The sequence below is a fragment of the Paenibacillus sp. 1011MAR3C5 genome (genome assembly GCF_003591485.1).
Lineage (GTDB): Bacteria > Bacillota > Bacilli > Paenibacillales > Paenibacillaceae > Pristimantibacillus.
This window is the reverse complement of the sequence record NZ_QZCF01000001.1, coordinates 1,028,118-1,044,425: the sequence shown is the minus strand read 5'-3', so window position 1 is coordinate 1,044,425 and position 16,308 is coordinate 1,028,118. Positions and strand designations below refer to the sequence as shown.

Here is a 16,308-nt window from a genome sequence, read left to right as displayed (position 1 = left end):
AAGTAAGGAGGTATATCGATCATGGAACAAACAGTTAAAATCTATACGATCCCGACCTGTAGTGACTGCAGTTATGCCAAACGGTATTTCACAGAGAATGAGATCCCCTATACAGACCTTAACTGCGCAGAAGATCCAAGGTATCCAGAAGAAGTCTGGAACTTGACTGGCAAACAAATTGTGCCGACGATTGTGATTGGCGATAAGGTGTTCGTTGGCTTCGCGGAGAATCTCAGTGAAATAAGCGAATTATTGAATAAAGCGTAAGGCGGCTTTCCGTATATATGCCGTTCACCGAAAAAGCAGCTCACGCTTAAACTGAGCTGCTTTTTCGCACCTAACAAACTTACTATTAAGCTGGCTTGTTGAGTGGTTAATAGGGGACGTCTGAACCTCTCTTTACATAGGGGGTGGGCGATGTTAATCTAAATAAGAGGGAGTTGATTCAAATGGAAAAAACGACACATGAGGCCACCTCAATCGACCATACATCTTCTACAGAGCGGAAAAGTCATCATTCCGAAAAAACAAAGATTAGTTTGATTCATCGACTGAATCGTATCGAAGGGCAAGTGCGCGGGGTTAAGGGACTGATCGAGAAAGACACGTATTGTGATGACGTGCTGCATCAGATCGCTTCGATACAATCCGCTTTGAATGGACTCGGTAAACAGCTGTTGGAGCACCATTTAAAAAGTTGTGTCATTGATCGGATTCAAGAAGGCGATCGTGAAGTATTGGATGAACTGATGACTACCGTAAATAAGCTAATTAAATAACAGAAAGGCGGAGGGATCACATCGATTCTCCACCTTTTTTGTTTTAGGCAGCCATTTTACGGCATGCTTCCGCTCAGCGTTTGCGATGCTCGTGTTGTTCGTGCTTCCCAAAATAATCATATTGACGGATAGAAGGTGTGGTGGTAATATGTACCTATAGTTTAAACCTTTAAACTTTGAAGGGCGAAATAGTAGCAAGTATGTATAGTCTTATTGTTTAATATAAATTTTTTTAAGTTAAAAGTTTAAACCTTTATACTTTTGGGTGGGTAAAACGCTACTATGGAGTTTAAAATAGCAACGTGTGGAGATCATGCTAGGCTTTTCGGCTATTTTGATTCCAATGAAACAAGAAGACAGGGTTGGCACAAACGATACCGATGGGCAGCTCCAAATTGACAACCATCGAGATGGGTGCTAGCATTACGTTGGAATTTTAACGTTTAAACTTAAACGTAAATGCTAAATGATTTAAAGGAGAAAGAGGTCCAAATGAACATACATGATGTAGTAAAAAAATCCGGGTTATCTATAGTAACCGTATCGCGGGTCATCAATAATTCGCCGACAGTCCGCGAGGTGAACAGGCAGAAGGTGCTGAAAGCGATGGAAGAGCTGAATTATCAGCCTAACTCAGCGGCGCAAAGCCTGGTCCGCGGCAAGACTGGCATTATCGGGATGTCGATTACGAATTTGAATGATTCCTTCTATGATCGCGTGATTAAAGCTGCAAATCGAAAGCTGGCAGATCAGGGATATTTTCTAACACTGTCTATTTCGGAACATGAAGGTGAAGGAGAAACCAACAATTTCTTGTTTCAGAGAGATCGTGTGGATGGGATCATATTGCTGTCGCCAATTGAAGAGGAACAGTATGTAGCCGAGCTGAAGAAGAAGAAAATTCCGTTTATTCTGCTAGATAATCAATATGAGCATGATGACGTTTCCAGCGTGCTGGTGGATAACTTCCAAGGGGGGTACGATGCGACCAGACATTTGATTGACCTTGGGCATACGAAAATAGCGCATATAGGAGGGCCGACGATTTTTTTGAGCGTAACAGAGAGAAAGAGAGGATATGTGCAGGCATTAGCTGATGCCGCGTTAACTCCTTTTGCCATTGAATATAGCGGTTTTACAGTAAGCAGCGGCTATGATGCAGCCAAAAAGTGGATTAGAGAGGATACGCTGCCTACGGCTATCTTCGCAGGGGATGACTTTATAGCGCTTGGTGTCATTCACGCGCTGCGAGAAGAGGGCATTATGGTACCGCATGATGTATCGGTAGTAGGCTTTGATGATCAGAAGCTGGCGTCTGAGTTTTTCCCGAGATTGACGACGGTGCGGCAGCCGGAAGCGCAGATGGGCAGCATAGGCGTGGATTTGCTGCTTGAACAAATCAATGGGCAAATGGAAGCACCGACGGTGACGAAGCTTAGTCCACAGCTATTGGTACGAGAATCTACAGCTTATTTGAAGCAACCATAAATGAATGTTTAGGAGTGAGTCAGCCTGTGAAATATTATTTGGGAGTCGATGCAGGTGGAAGTAAAACCTATGCAGTGATTGCAAATGAGAATGGCGAAATAGCCGGAATGGGGAAAGGAGGGAACGGCAATCACCAAACGGACCGGCGGCAGACGGAAATAAGCTTGAAGGAAGCAGTGACGGGGGCGTTGGAAGAAGCGGGATTAACAGAAGATCAAATCGAGTTTGCCTGGTTTGGACTAGCAGGCGCCGATCGTGAAAGCGATTTTCGCATCCTTCGCCCGATGATTGCCGGTCTAAACCTTCCACGGAGCGAGATATCCGGTGATACGATGATTGCGATGAGGGCAGGAACGGAAAATCCCTTTGGGATTGTGATTATATGCGGATCAGGGGTCAATTGCTCGGGTACAAACCGAGCTGGCGAGCTATATCAATGCGGCGGCTTCGGCTATCAATTCGGCGACTTCGGCGGCGGCTATGACCTGAGCGTTGAAGTGTTCCGCAGTGTAGTCAGGGCTTACGAAGGCAGGGAAACGAAGACAGAGTTGACGGATAAGCTGATCAACCTGCTGGGTTACGCCAGCGTCGCGGAGCTTCGGGATGATTATTTGGATCATGACAGGCATCTGCCGGTCGACGTAGCGCGACTATTGTTTCAGGCTGCTGAAGAAGGAGATGAAACAGCGATCAGGCTGTTGATCAAGCAGGGTGAGGAATTAGGGCTTGCCGCAGCCGCAACGATTCGACATTTGGATATGAGCGGGGAAGCATTCGACCTTGTACTTGCAGGCAGTCTGCTGACGAAAGGCGATCAAGCCGGCATTATTCGCTCGGCGATCGAGCGGAAGGTGAAGCAGGCGGCGCCGAACTGCACCTTAACGGTTTTGAAAAACGAACCGGTCATCGGGGCGGTTATTCTGGCCATGGAACACGGTGGATTGCAGATGACCCGGGGGCTGATGAACCAGATGATGCGGACGCAGATAAATAATATTCGCAATATTCAAAATATTCAATGAAAGGATGGTCCAGTTTATGGGTAACAACCATGTGAAAAGCGAGCTGCAGGAGTTGACCGATGATCTGCAAGGCGATCAGGCAAGGCATGTGCTTTTTGAATCATGGAGCCAACATGGCGTGGAATTGTTGCAAGCGGTTCCATCTTTACATTTAAGTCCCTGCTACATAGAAGACAGCCAGCTTAGAGAATCTGCTTCTGCAGAGAAGGAGGATGAGAGCCTATGAAGGCAGCCCCTAAGCCGAGCTTTCTGAAACAGTTTTGGAAGCAATGGGATTTGCAGTCTATGGTTATTCCGGGCGTTATCTTTATTTTTATCTTTAGCTATATCCCGATGTACGGTGTGCTGATGGCTTTTCAGAAATACGATATTTTCGCGGGGATTTGGAAAAGCGAGTGGGCTGGCCTCGCAAACTTCCGGATGTTCTTTCAGGCGCCGGAGTTTCTGAACATTATGCGCAATACGATCGCGATTAGTCTCTTTAAGCTCGTCATCTCTTTCCCGGCGCCGATCCTGCTGGCGCTTATGCTTAATGAAGTTCGACATATGGCATTTAAGAGGATTATTCAAACGGTAAGCTACTTGCCTTATTTTCTATCTTGGGTGATTGTGTCCGGTTTCGTATTCTCGCTCCTCTCTGTTGATAACGGAACAATCAACATTTTACTTCAAAAGCTTGATCTTATAGAGCATCCCATAAACTTTTTGGCGATACCTGAGTACTTTTGGACGATATTAGTGAGCGTGAATGTATGGAAGGAGATTGGCTTTGCGAGCATTGTTTATCTTGCCGCGATAGCCGGCGTAGATCCTACCCTTTATGAAGCCGCTTCCATCGACGGGGCGAGCCGATTTAAGCAAATCTATTTGATCACGCTGCCCAGCATCGCGCCGGTCATTATCATATTTATGATCCTTGCGATCGGCAATATATTGAGTGCGGGCTTTGAGGATATCCTGCTGCTGGCTACCAATCCGATATTGCGGGATTACTCCGATGTCATTGACACCTATGTATATCGCGTAGGCATTTTGAAATCGCGCTTCTCTTATGCGACTGCCGTCGGATTGTTTAAAGCTGTAATCAGCGTCACTTTACTCATTGTAGCGAACAGATTGGCAAGAAGAGCGGGCGTGAGCTTGTGGTAAGCGATATTCGACGACATAGTTGGGGTGATGAAGATGAGGCTTAGTCTCGGTGATAAAATCCTGCAGCGCTTTATCTATACGGTACTGGCTTTGCTCGGGATCGTGATGCTGTATCCTTTTTGGAACTCGCTCGTTATTTCGTTCAACCTGGGAAGCGATACCTCGCTGGGCGGAGTAACGTTTTGGCCAAGAGCTTTTACGCTCGAGAATTATGGCATTGTATTTGGAGATCACAGGCTGATTAATTCCTTTTGGATATCTATTATTAGAACGGTAAGCGGAACGGTATTGTCGGTTTCTTTGACGGCGCTGCTCGCTTACGGCATGTCGAAAAAAGCGCTTCTGATGCGCAAGCAGTATATGGTTTTCTTTATTGCAACGATGTTTTTCAGCGGCGGATTGATTCCGACGTTCATGCTGGTACGCTCGCTTGGAATGATTAATACGTTATGGGTTTATATTATTCCAGGCTTGATCAGCGTCTATCATATGATCGTGATCCGCACCTTCTTCTCCGCGCTTCCCGATGGTCTGGAGGAGTCGGCGAAGATAGACGGCTGCAGCAATTACGGCATCTTTTTCCGCATCGTAGTGCCGATCTCCGGTCCGGTGCTGGCGACAATCTCGCTGTTCACAGCTGTCGGGCATTGGAATGACTGGTTTACCGGAGCCATCTATGTGTCGAAGGATGAACTGCTGCCGATTCAAACCCTGCTAAGGCAAATTATGAACTCCAATATTATGACGGAGATGTCATCAGCCAATGCAATCGCGCAGGAGCATATGAACCGCAATCGGACGGTTACGACGAAATCGCTCACGATGGCGACGATGATGGTTGCTACTATTCCTATTATTTTGACCTATCCGTTTTTACAAAAGTATTTTGTAAAAGGGGTATTGATCGGGTCGATGAAGGAGTAGTTTCAATATAAAAAAAGAAAGTAGGGGAAAAGATGAACATAAGGTGGAGATGGCTTTCGCTTGCGAGCCTGGCATTGCTTATTCTTCTTGCCGCTTGCTCCAATGCGGGCGAGGGCGGGACGAACAGCCCGGGTCCAAGCAGCTCGAATGCAACTGGAGAGGGAAATGAAGAGAGTGGCGTGGACGGTATTAAGCCGGTGACCTTCTCTTTCTATGGGCACTATGATTGGCTGACAACAGCTCCATGGGGTGAGAATGAAGCTACAAAGTGGATTCAGGATAACCGCAAAGTTACAGTTGAGCCTATACAATCAGGCGGTGCCGCAGAAGAAAAGCTGAACACCATGATTGTCGGCAATGATTTGCCGGATGTTATTTTCACAGACCGGGGGGCTGTGGTAGAGCGCCTGATGAAGGCCGGCAAGCTGGTTGCGCTTGATGACTATTATGATAAATATCCGAATTTCAAAAAATATGTGAAGGAATCTACGTTGAATCTTCTTCGCTCGGATGACGGGAAAATCTATCAAATTCCGAACTGGTATACTTCAGGAACATTCGGCAACGGCGGATGGATGGTCAATAAAGATATTTATAATGAGCTGGGCAGACCGGCCTTGGAAACCTTCGATGATCTCTACGCTTATCTGATCCAGGTAAGAGATAAATATCCGAATGTGGTGCCGCTCGAGGTTGGCGAGAAAGGCGCAGGGCTGGAAGTGATGTACGGCGGATTCAAAGAGGATTCTACAAGCAAAAATATTGGTTTATTGGGCTACCCGGATGGAAACCGGCTTGTATCGATTTATGAGGATAGCGCTTTTGAAGAGCTGATGCTTTATATCAACAAGCTGTTTAGAGAGAGACTGATTACGCAGGATGCCCTGCAGCAGACGCAGGATGCAGTGAAGGAAAAAGTAAATACAAGCCGCGTCGCGGTGATGATCGAGTCCAATATTACAACGTATGGCGCGGAAGGACACCGCGCGCTGACAGCCTCCAATCCGGATAGCGGCTATGAAATTATTTGGCCGATTCGCAAGGCCGGGTTGAATAAGGATAACGTTTTTGTCAGCGGCTTTGAAAGCCTGGGCTGGAATGTCAACGTCATTACAACCGAGGCGAAGGATCCGGAAGCGATCTTTGCTTACTATGATTGGATTACGGGGCCAGAAGGCCAGAAGGTGCTGTTCTTTGGGCCAAAGGGCTTGTACTGGGATGAAGAGAATGAAGACGGATCGCCCATTCCGAATGAAACCTACACGAATGTCGATGCTAACGAGCGCACGGAAAAAATGAGAACCTTCGAGGATTTCAACTGGGCGGGCAACACCAGCTTTATCGACACAGCGAAAATGAGCCTGGAGTCGTCGCTTTCGAAGTCGCAGCAATCATGGGAGACGATCGCACAATCCACCGTTACTTGGGCGACTTCCAAAGACATAACAGAGTTCGTTAATACCGAGCCGCTGCCGGATTCCGAGATTGGCGTGATCTCGCAAAATGTTCATGACATTTATACCGTGTCTTTTGCGAAGATGGTTCTTGCCAAAACGGAAGATGAGGTAAAAGCCGTCATGGAGCAGGCCAAAAAAGATTCTGAAAAAGCGGGCCTTGCCAAGCTGCTTGAGTTCAGAACAGAGAAATGGCAGGCGAACGTAGAGAAAATCAATAGGGGACATTAAGAATTCGCTCATACATTTGTGCGCGTGCTTTGCTTATCGGGTTATACAGCTTACAACGAGAGAATAAGACTGTAGACTTATGGAGGTAAAGTACGCGACAGATGTATATTTTTTTGCAAAAAAAACGATAGACGGAGGTATCTATTATGTTGGCAAAGGTAAGAGCAAGATTGTCTCTTCTGCTGGTGTTCAGCATGGTCGTTACATCGCTTGGACTGGGCGGCGCAAGCGCGGCGCAGGCTGAGGAGACTGAGAACGCGCCCTTTGAGACGGAGCTAATTGTGAGAACCGTCAATCAGTTTAAAAATGATGCGGATGTCCAGGCATTCGTAGACATGGCAGATCAATATAACGTTACCGTGATCAGCATGAATGTAAAGCAGGATGAAGATGACGAGGTTCCGTCAGGACAAGTGTTTTACGACAGCTCCATTGCGCCGGTAGCTGCGGGCTACGAAAGCTTTGACGCGCTGCAACATGTTATTGATGCCGCTCATAGCAAAGGGATCAAGGTGCACGCCTGGATTCCGCAGTTCCATGATCAGGCGGCATTTATGGCGCATCCGGATTGGCAAATGCATGCGTGGGTAGACGGAACGCAGGTTCCGTTCACCGGCTCGAACGGTTCCGAATATTTCATCAATCCGATCCACCATGAAGTGCAGGCGTATGAGCGTTCGATTATTCATGAGGTAATCGAAAATTATGATATAGATGGCGTTGTGCTGGATTGGATACGATTTGATGACTACAACATGGATGTTAGCGATTATACGATAGGGAAGTTTGAGGCGGAATTTGGCTATTCCCCTTTAACCATTGATTTTGATGAAGCTTCCGCTCAGCGTGAGGAATGGAACGAATGGAGAACGGAGCAGATTGGCAATTATGTGGGGGATATTCGCAATGACATTACCAGCTCGACTAAACCGGATATGAAGCTTGGCGTATATATCCTGCCGCCTGAATTTGTGGAAGTGGGACAAGATGCGGAGAAGTTCAAAGCCCATATCGACTTTATCGCGCCAATGGCTTATTTCGATGATTGGGGCTTTGCGGCGGATTGGGTATACAGCGATGAGTACGGCATATTAAAGGATACGGCGGATCGGGTTAGCGGCGAGGAGGTAGATATCATTGCCACGCTGGACAATGATTGGACCGATGACGAGTATCAGCAGGTATACCAAGGGATTCGGGAAAACTACCCGAATGTACAACGCTTGTCCTTCTTTGCCTACAATACTTGGCCTGAGGAGGAGCTAGCCAAAATCAACGAAAGAAGGCAGTGGCCGGAAGCGGGCTGGGAGCCGCCGACCCAGGAGGATTATGAAGCGGAGCTGCCTGATGGCTGGAAAGCCAGAAATATCGGCTTGAAGCCGGGATCGGCCGAGTATGATGAGACATCGGGACAGTATGAAATCAGCAGTCTTTCTTCTGACATTTGGGGCAATATGGACACGTTGAATTACGTTTATCGGCAAATCGAAGGCGATGCTACGGTTATCGCCCAGGTTGCATCTATGGAGCAGATGAGCGAATGGGCAAAAGCGGGCGTCATGATCAGGGAGTCGCTTGACCGCGAAGCGAAGCATGCCGATATGATGATTACGCCTGACAATGGCGCTACGTTTCAGTATAGGGAGCATGCTCGCGGAAGCATGGCCGATCAGACTGCCGATGCCGAGGTTCCCCTTTGGGTGAAGCTGAGTCGCGAGGGCGACAGTTTTGCCGGCTTTATCTCGGAGGATGGAACAGAGTGGCAGAATGTCGGCAGTATCACAATACCGATGAGCGATCAGGTGTATATTGGGCTTGCCGTCAGCAACCCGGGATCAACATCGGATAACAAGGCTACATTCCAAGAGGTGCAGGTGCTCGGAGAGGGAGAGGAGCCTGGACCGATAGATCCGGAACCGAATGACAATGATATCCCGCCGCCATGGCAGGCGGCCAGTATCGGCGAAGGAGAGAATCAAGGGAGCAGCTCCCGCTATGATGGGATCGCGAAGGCTTTTACATTAAAAAGCATAGAGACGGATATCTGGGGCGAAAGCGACTCGCTGCACTATATCTATCAATCGCTCGAAGGCGATGGTTATATTTCAGCAAGAGTTCGCAGTATGGATCAGGTGAGCGAATGGGCGAAGGCCGGCGTGATGATCAGGGAGTCGCTTGAAGGGAACGCCAAGCATGTCGATATGATGATGACGCCTAATGTGGCAAGCTTCCAATACCGCAATCAGACAGGCGGCAGCACAGCTGATGCCACGAGCGATGAGGATATGCCAATGTGGGTGAAAGTCGTTCGCTCTGGCAATTTGTTTATCGGCCTTATATCTGACAACGGCACAGAATGGAAGAAAGTTAGCGAACGGGAAATTGCAATGGCGGATGAGGTGCTTGCAGGTCTTGCATTAAGCAACCCAGGGTCATCGGATGCCAATCAAACGATTATCGATCAGGTTGTGGTTTATGAAGGCAGCGATACCGAGAAGCCTACCGTTCCGGGCTTGCCGCAGGTCGAGGAAGCAACAGGGGATTCCATTGTTCTGACCTGGTCGGCTTCGAGCGATAATATTGCGGTAAAGGGCTACGAAGTGACGTATGGACAAACCACTGTACTTACTACTGGTACGAGGATTTTCCTGGAGGGACTTTCTTCGAATACGGCTTACCAATTTGAAATAAGAGCAGTAGATTTGGCGGGCAATCGTTCGGATAAAGCCGAAATTTCGGGCAAGACTGAGGGTTACAATGTGCTAAAGGGTCACAACTGGGAACAATTTTCCGGCGCTGTCGCGTCCGGCAATCAAGTCATTATACAGGGAATGGGCCGTGGCATCGTACCGCTTGGCAATCATCCGTCACAGCCTGCCGTCGCCAATCCCCCTATTAACCTTAAGGGACCTCGATTGAGCGTTGATGGTGACTTTAGTGTAGATTTTTCGCTGCTAGCCTCGCAACAGGCGCAGGCATCCGTACAGTTGTATGGAGCACTGCCGGTCATTCAGGATGAGTGGCGGGAAGAAGGCAGATATGTCAGCATGGAGCTTTACAATGGCAAGCTGAACGTAAGCGTATATGACGGCGATTCCTCTAATCCGGCAACAGGCCAGTTCAACTATACCGGGACGGGAGAGGTCATGGTTTCCCTGGCGAGGAATAAGGGCAAGCTGGAATTTTACCTCAATAGAACTAAAGTGGGCGAGCTTGATGATCCGGGTGTATTTGAAAGCGGAAAAGCGTACTTTGGCGCAAATGCCGCCGTCGGCAAGTCATTTATCATTCAAGCGATTTATGTGAAGCCGCTAAACGAGTCCTCAACCGTCGAGGTGAGAGACCAGCAGTTTAGTAAGTCCGCAAGCAAGGCGCAATCACTGCGCAGCTTGGCGGAGCAAAATTACCCGCACTTATCGATTGGCACGGCGGTTTCTGTTAATGCTCTAATAAGCGATCCGCAATATGCCGAACTATTGGGCCGCGAGTTCAATATGATTACTCCGGAAAATGACATGAAGTTTCAATTTATACATCCGCAGCGGAATCAGTATGCTTTTGCCGAGATGGATGCCTTGATGGAATATGCCGAGCTGAACAATATGAAGGTTCATGGGCATACGATGGCATGGAGCGAAGCGGTGCCAAGATGGGTGACAGAGGGCAATTTCAGCGATAGCGAGCTGAAAACGATTTTGGAGGAGCATATCGCAACAGTTGTAGGCCGCTATCCGCAAATTATGAGCTGGGACATCATTAATGAACCGCTTGCCGGCATGAATGACGATCCTTCTATCCGGCCTTCGATCTGGTATGACAGGCTCGGCGAGGCATATATCGAGATTGCGCTGCGCGCTGCGCATGCCGCCAATCCGGCTGCTAAGCTTTATATTAATGAATACTGGATTGAAGAAAACAATGTAAAAAGCAACGCTGTATACGAAATGGTGAAGGGACTGAAGCAGCGCGGCATACCGATTCATGGTGTGGGCTTCCAGATGCATGAGGATTTGACGGATGAGTGGGATCCGGTCAGTGCGGAGGAATTTAAAACAACGGCAACTAAATTTGCCCATCTGGGAATCGAGGTTCGCGTATCCGAGCTGGATATGAATATTCATAAAGCGGTGAATGAGGAAACGCTTCAAGAGCAAGGCGAGTATTTTGGCTCCATCGCGGATATGGTCAAAAAGTTTAATGTCGGAGGCGTGAAGTTTGGCGCATTATCGATGTGGGGCTTTACAGACCGGTATTCATCCCTGCAGCCTCATCATTCGTATGGCGATTATGGCAACGGACTTATTTTTGATGAGAATTATGCGGCAAAGCCAGCCTATGATGCCTTAGCAGAGTCGCTTAAGGAGCCAGCGCCGCCTGTTCGGCCTAACCCCAATCCAAATTCGGGCGAATCTGGAGTTGACGTTGGCAACGGCGCAAATGACATGTCGGCTGAGCGGAGCTTTTCCTCTAATGAAGGGGGAGAGTTGAAGCTTGGTGACCGATTCGAAGCGGTTATAGCCGAAAACGCACAGCCATCCGATTGGAGCTTGAAGCTAAGACAGGTGCCTGAGGCGGAAGCGAATCAGCTGCTGGTGAATTGGAGGGGCGGCAGCCTATCGCCTGTATTTGAACTGGCGCATCTTGCAGCAAAGCCATTCGCCAAGCCGACTGCCATTAAAATAAAGGCAGATGTCAAACGACTAACGGAAGGACAGGAAGCTGCTATTTACTTTTATAATCAAACTAGCGGCAGTTGGGAAAAGGTTGAAGGCTCGCAGCTTGTAGACGGTTATGTGACAGCCCATACGGAGCAATCGGGATATTTTGCCGTATTGGCGGAGGATCGTGCTTTGACAGTCGAATTTACAGATATCCATAACCATTGGGCCAAACAGGAGATCGAACTGGCTGTCAGAAAAGGCTTCGTACAAGGGTATGAGGACGGCAGCTTTCAACCGGACCGCAGCGTAAGCCGCGCAGAATTTATTCATATGCTTGTTCAGGCGCTAAACGGTGCTGCGAAGACTAATGCGGCTGCTGAAGCTGGTGAGGTTGCGGGAACAAAGGAAGCTGTTGATAGCGATAATCCAAGAAAGGGAAGCGGTAATAGCATTGTGTTTGCGGATCAAGCATCAGTAGGCAAGTGGGCGCAGGCATCCATAGCGGTCGCCGTTGAACAAGGCTGGATTACGGGATATAAGGATGGCTATTTGCGGCCGAATGATCCTTTGACAAGAATGGAGCTGGCGGTTATCGTTGCCAGGGCGTTGAAGCTTTCCGAAGAAAACAATCAAACTGAGGTTGTGTCCGGCAAGACGAATAATCGCTTTGCCCCTCATGATGCGGCTACAAGGGCCGATGCAGTCAAAGTCATTTTATCGATGATTTAAAAAGAGAAAAGGATGATTAAACCAGCTTATGCCCATAGTGTAACGGCGTAAGCTGGTTAGTAGCTGGCAGTATGTTCGGAAGATATCCAATATTTTTAGGATCTCCCGACGATTTCTGATGTGCCTTCTCGCCCAGAGAGCGCAAGCTCTCCAAGTGCTCCGCTGTCATGGCAACTTGCCGTTCTCCATGAGATAGCAGATCTTAAGATGCCTCAAACCTCCATTTACTGGAGGTTTTTTGTTATGGAAAATAAAGAAATGGGCGGCACTAAAAGTTGCTAGTTGAAATCAGCTTGACGCTGGCTAAAAACCAAGATATTATTAAGCAGTAACTTAGTAAATTAGTAATTTAGTAAATCGATAAGAAGCGGAGAGATAAACGTGCCTGCTGCAAAGGAACACCAATCCATTGTGGTATCGGAAAATAACGAGAAGGTTGCGATTTTGCTGCTTCCTTCGGCATCATGACAGACAGGAGGGAAACCAATCATGAGTGAAACGGAATCATTTGAGCTGTCACCCGGAAGACCGATGACGGATGCGGAACAAGGGTTGATTTGGAAAAAGCCGCTGTCTCATAAGGTCAGCGAAGAGGAGCTGCGCATTAGCAAGGAAGTGAGGCGCAATTGGCATCGCGGGGAAATGAAAATCGCCAACATTCTGCTTGAAGGCGACGCAGGCTCCGGCAAAACACAATTGGCAAAAGCATTGTCCGCTAATTTCGGACTTCCATATACGAAAGTGACTTGTTTTGCAGATATGGATAAATCGGATATTATCGGTGCGATATTGCCGGTGATATCATCTGATCGATTAGAGAAATTGGAGCCTGCCGAGCAAGCGGTATTGCAAGTACTCTATGCAAGCGATGGCTTCCAAAGCGCAACCAAAATTTTAATGGACGCCTTAGAGCTTACACAAGAACAAGCATCCTTAAAGATGAGGCAATTGCTTAAGCTTGCGTCAGAGAACACAGACGGCGAAGCCGTTGAGTATCGCTTTTACCCATCGGAAATCGTCAGGGCTTATCGGTATGGTTACCTGCTGGAGATTCAGGAGCCCAACGTCATTCGCGACGCTGCGGTGCTGATGGCATTGAACTCGGCTTTGGAGCTGGATGGCAGTATCAATCTTCCTACGGAAATCATACGCAGACATCCGGACTTCATTGCAGTTATCACGACCAATCGGAGCTATGCAGGCTCCAGGCCGCTGAACGAAGCCTTGCGCGACAGAATACAGCACTCGGAGAAGATGGACCTGCCTGCCAAGGAAGTGATGGTGGAGCGGGCCAAGTCCAAAACGGGCTATCAAGATGAAAGCGTACTGAGCGTATTGGCAGATAGCATTATCGTTTTGGACCAAACAGCCCGGGTCAATGCCATTAAAGGCGTGGCGGGCATGCGTTCCTTCTTCTACTGGGCAGATGCGGTCGCGGGCGGTGCCTCGGCGCAAGAATCGCTTTATTATAAGGTGATCTATAAAATAACGACGGATCCCGAAGAGATCAAAATGCTAGAGGATGCTCTGAAAAAGCAAGGCTTGATGGCAAGCTTAGAGGACATTGATGTTGTAAAAAAAAACGAACATTCAACGATGAGGCCATAGAGCTCAAGATATGGGGAGATATTGGCGCTGCTGATTATGAGCATGACAGCGAAGCGGAAGAGAAGGGGATCGCGCTGAGAAAGTCTGCTGATAGTGAAGATAGTTCTTCCCTCCTTTCTGATCAATCTACCGATATGGCAAGCTCGGATACCGGGGACAATGGCGCTCCCCAATATCATGAAGCCAATCCAGAGCCGATGTCAGAGGATGCGAAGCAGAGGGAGCGCGATTTTCGAAAAAAGCTCAATCAAGCCGCCAGAGAAATCGTGTCTGATTCCATTCATGCAAGAGTGAAGCTTATTGTTCACCGCCCGGATTACGATCAGGATAGCAAGAGACAGTACATCCGGTTAAGCCAGGAGCTTATGCCAGTCGTACAGGAGATTGCCCGTAAGACATTGCCGTTATTGGAGCATGAGACGTCTGCCGAGTTCGAGCGGAATCGCTACTATGGCAGCAGGTTTCAAGCGGACAGCGTAGCTTATAGGGATTATCGCTATTTTGCCAAAAAACGTACTCCGTCTGAATCGCCTTCTCTGGTGGTTGGTCTTCGAGTGGATGAATCCGCATCGATGTCGGCCTTTGGCAGATTGGAAGCAGCCAAGCGAGCGGTCATCGCGGTCTATGAATTTTGCCGGCTATGCCAGATCCCTGTCGTGATCTACGGCGACACTGCGGATGTATCCAAGCTGGAGCAAATGTCTCTCTATGCCTATGCTGACTTTGACAAGCCGGATGTCCATGACCGATACAGGCTGATGAGGATTCAGGCAAGAAGCAATAACCGCGATGGCATGGCTCTTCGGATTATGGCGGAACGATTAGTACAAGCGCCGCAGCAAACGAAGCTGTTGATCAGCATCAGCGACGGGCAGCCCAAGGCAATGGATGATTATACAGGCAGTTATGCGGCAAGGGACATGCAGCAGACGATAGTGGAATATGAGCGGAAAGGGGTCGCCTTTCTGGCATCCGCCATCGGTCAGGACAAGGATGTCATTCATGACATATATGGGCAGGACAAGTTTCTGGATATTGCCAATTTACGCGAGTTTCCCGCAAGGCTAGTCCGGATTATCGCCCGGTATTTATAATTTGAGGAGGAAAAACGATGGATATGAATAAACGCAAAGAGCTGCTTGAAGACTATAAGCAAATCAAGACGTATATGGGCGTCATCCAAATTAAAAATAAAATAAACGGCAAAATCTTTCTCGACAGCTACCCCAATCTGAAAAACAAATGGTTGACCCTGCAGATGCAGCTGGATATGGGGAGATTTGCAAATCTAGAGCTTCAGAGGGAATGGAAAGAGTTCGGTTCTGACGCCTTCGACTATGAGGTGCTGGAGCAGAAGGACGCAAGCAAGGTCGACGATGTGCGCTGGGAGCGGAAGCAAATCTTAAAGCCGTGGATGGAGAAGCTGCAGCCCTACGGGGAAAGCGGATATAACAAGCCTCCTAAGGATTAAATGTATGTGCGTTACCCGTCAATGGATCTATCGGCGGGGTGTTGCCGTATATGAATTGACTTGCACTGAAAACCAAGATAAGATGAAACCGTCATTTAGTAAATGAGTAAATTGGTACAAGGAAAGAGGGAGAAAGATGAAAATACCTACTACCTTAAAGCATAAACCTGTAGTTGTATCCGAAAATTATGAGCAGGTTGATGGCCGAATGGCCGGGAATACGGATGCGAAGGGTCTTTCCTTGGGACTGGCCCAATGGAACGATAGAGGAAAGGTCGATATTTCGGCCAAGGTATGGCGATATACGGGAGAGAAGTGGTCCAGGCAATCGGAGGAGCTGCCCCTTCATCGCGTGCTCGATTTGTCCGTTCTGATTTGCAGCTCTCTGGCGCACTTCCGGGAGGCTTACCGCTACGACCAGCTATATGATCCGCAGCAGCCGGTGATCGATCGGGTAGGTCTGCAAGGGGATGCCATGACCGTGGCGATCTGTACAGACAACGAGAGAATTAATGAGGATATCAAGCTGTTCAGCCAGGCGCTGAGCGACGATGGCGAATTGATCGGCGAGCGTCTGCGTACATTATCCAAGATATTAAAGGATATGGGGTATTAATATAGCTCCCTGTAAAAGCAAACCGGAACGCTAGCCCATTGCTTGGCAATGGACAAGTATTCCGGTTTTTTATTCGTCAATATACTTTTATTGCGACGATAATATTGGCGATTAAGATGGCTGTCAACAGGCAAGGGAGCGTTAATCATCTCCCAAGCCTGCTGCCATCCAATGGA

At 48.2% G+C, this 16,308-nt stretch carries 13 protein-coding genes; all 13 read left to right on the top strand.

Annotated features, from left to right (window positions below):
- Window positions 1-21 precede the first annotated feature (21 nt).
- Entirely contained in the window at window positions 22-267 is a 246-nt protein-coding gene (locus tag D3P07_RS04710) for a glutaredoxin family protein (protein ID WP_119798895.1), read from the top strand.
- A 182-nt stretch (window positions 268-449) separates the two neighbouring features.
- Window positions 450-779, top strand: coding sequence for a metal-sensitive transcriptional regulator (locus tag D3P07_RS04705; RefSeq protein ID WP_119798894.1), 330 nt, complete (start codon window positions 450-452; stop codon window positions 777-779).
- Between the two features lie 492 nt (window positions 780-1,271).
- Window positions 1,272-2,267 (top strand): LacI family DNA-binding transcriptional regulator, encoded by a 996-nt coding sequence (locus tag D3P07_RS04700; protein WP_259391339.1) that lies wholly within the window; start codon window positions 1,272-1,274, stop codon window positions 2,265-2,267.
- Window positions 2,268-2,293: 26 nt separating this feature from the next.
- Complete coding sequence (locus tag D3P07_RS04695) at window positions 2,294-3,289, top strand: N-acetylglucosamine kinase (protein ID WP_119798892.1); 996 nt, start codon at window positions 2,294-2,296, stop codon at window positions 3,287-3,289.
- Between the two features lie 16 nt (window positions 3,290-3,305).
- The gene (locus D3P07_RS04690; protein WP_119798891.1) at window positions 3,306-3,515 is read left to right on the top strand and encodes a hypothetical protein; all 210 of its coding nucleotides are present in this window, start codon (window positions 3,306-3,308) and stop codon (window positions 3,513-3,515) included.
- A complete protein-coding gene (locus D3P07_RS04685; protein ID WP_119798890.1) occupies window positions 3,512-4,438 on the top strand; it encodes an ABC transporter permease in 927 nt (308 codons plus the stop codon). Before D3P07_RS04690 ends, D3P07_RS04685 begins: the two co-directional genes overlap by 4 nt.
- Window positions 4,439-4,471: 33 nt before the next feature.
- The gene (locus tag D3P07_RS04680) at window positions 4,472-5,362 is read left to right on the top strand and encodes a carbohydrate ABC transporter permease (RefSeq protein WP_119798889.1); all 891 of its coding nucleotides are present in this window, start codon (window positions 4,472-4,474) and stop codon (window positions 5,360-5,362) included.
- A gap of 32 nt (window positions 5,363-5,394) precedes the next feature.
- Complete coding sequence (locus D3P07_RS04675; RefSeq protein ID WP_119798888.1) at window positions 5,395-7,047, top strand: extracellular solute-binding protein; 1,653 nt, start codon at window positions 5,395-5,397, stop codon at window positions 7,045-7,047.
- 146 nt (window positions 7,048-7,193) lie between these two features.
- Window positions 7,194-12,437, top strand: a complete 5,244-nt coding sequence (locus tag D3P07_RS04670; protein ID WP_119798887.1) for an endo-1,4-beta-xylanase — start codon at window positions 7,194-7,196, stop codon at window positions 12,435-12,437.
- A 489-nt stretch (window positions 12,438-12,926) separates the two neighbouring features.
- A complete protein-coding gene (locus D3P07_RS04665; protein WP_119798886.1) occupies window positions 12,927-14,045 on the top strand; it encodes an AAA family ATPase in 1,119 nt (372 codons plus the stop codon).
- 134 nt (window positions 14,046-14,179) lie between these two features.
- Complete coding sequence (locus D3P07_RS04660) at window positions 14,180-15,139, top strand: vWA domain-containing protein (protein ID WP_259391338.1); 960 nt, start codon at window positions 14,180-14,182, stop codon at window positions 15,137-15,139.
- A 17-nt stretch (window positions 15,140-15,156) separates the two neighbouring features.
- Complete coding sequence (locus tag D3P07_RS04655) at window positions 15,157-15,516, top strand: GIY-YIG nuclease family protein (protein WP_119798884.1); 360 nt, start codon at window positions 15,157-15,159, stop codon at window positions 15,514-15,516.
- Between the two features lie 136 nt (window positions 15,517-15,652).
- Entirely contained in the window at window positions 15,653-16,132 is a 480-nt protein-coding gene (locus D3P07_RS04650) for a DUF6530 family protein (protein ID WP_119798883.1), read from the top strand.
- Window positions 16,133-16,308: the final 176 nt, after the last annotated feature.

Coding starts and splice junctions, on each gene's coding strand:
- D3P07_RS04710 (WP_119798895.1), top strand. CDS start 22: ATGGAACAAACAGTTAAAATCTATACGATCCCGACCTGTAGTGACTGC.
- D3P07_RS04705 (WP_119798894.1), top strand. CDS start 450: ATGGAAAAAACGACACATGAGGCCACCTCAATCGACCATACATCTTCT.
- D3P07_RS04700 (WP_259391339.1), top strand. CDS start 1,272: ATGAACATACATGATGTAGTAAAAAAATCCGGGTTATCTATAGTAACC.
- D3P07_RS04690 (WP_119798891.1), top strand. CDS start 3,306: ATGGGTAACAACCATGTGAAAAGCGAGCTGCAGGAGTTGACCGATGAT.
- D3P07_RS04685 (WP_119798890.1), top strand. CDS start 3,512: ATGAAGGCAGCCCCTAAGCCGAGCTTTCTGAAACAGTTTTGGAAGCAA.
- D3P07_RS04680 (WP_119798889.1), top strand. CDS start 4,472: ATGAGGCTTAGTCTCGGTGATAAAATCCTGCAGCGCTTTATCTATACG.
- D3P07_RS04675 (WP_119798888.1), top strand. CDS start 5,395: ATGAACATAAGGTGGAGATGGCTTTCGCTTGCGAGCCTGGCATTGCTT.
- D3P07_RS04670 (WP_119798887.1), top strand. CDS start 7,194: ATGTTGGCAAAGGTAAGAGCAAGATTGTCTCTTCTGCTGGTGTTCAGC.
- D3P07_RS04665 (WP_119798886.1), top strand. CDS start 12,927: ATGAGTGAAACGGAATCATTTGAGCTGTCACCCGGAAGACCGATGACG.
- D3P07_RS04660 (WP_259391338.1), top strand. CDS start 14,180: ATGGCAAGCTCGGATACCGGGGACAATGGCGCTCCCCAATATCATGAA.
- D3P07_RS04655 (WP_119798884.1), top strand. CDS start 15,157: ATGGATATGAATAAACGCAAAGAGCTGCTTGAAGACTATAAGCAAATC.
- D3P07_RS04650 (WP_119798883.1), top strand. CDS start 15,653: ATGAAAATACCTACTACCTTAAAGCATAAACCTGTAGTTGTATCCGAA.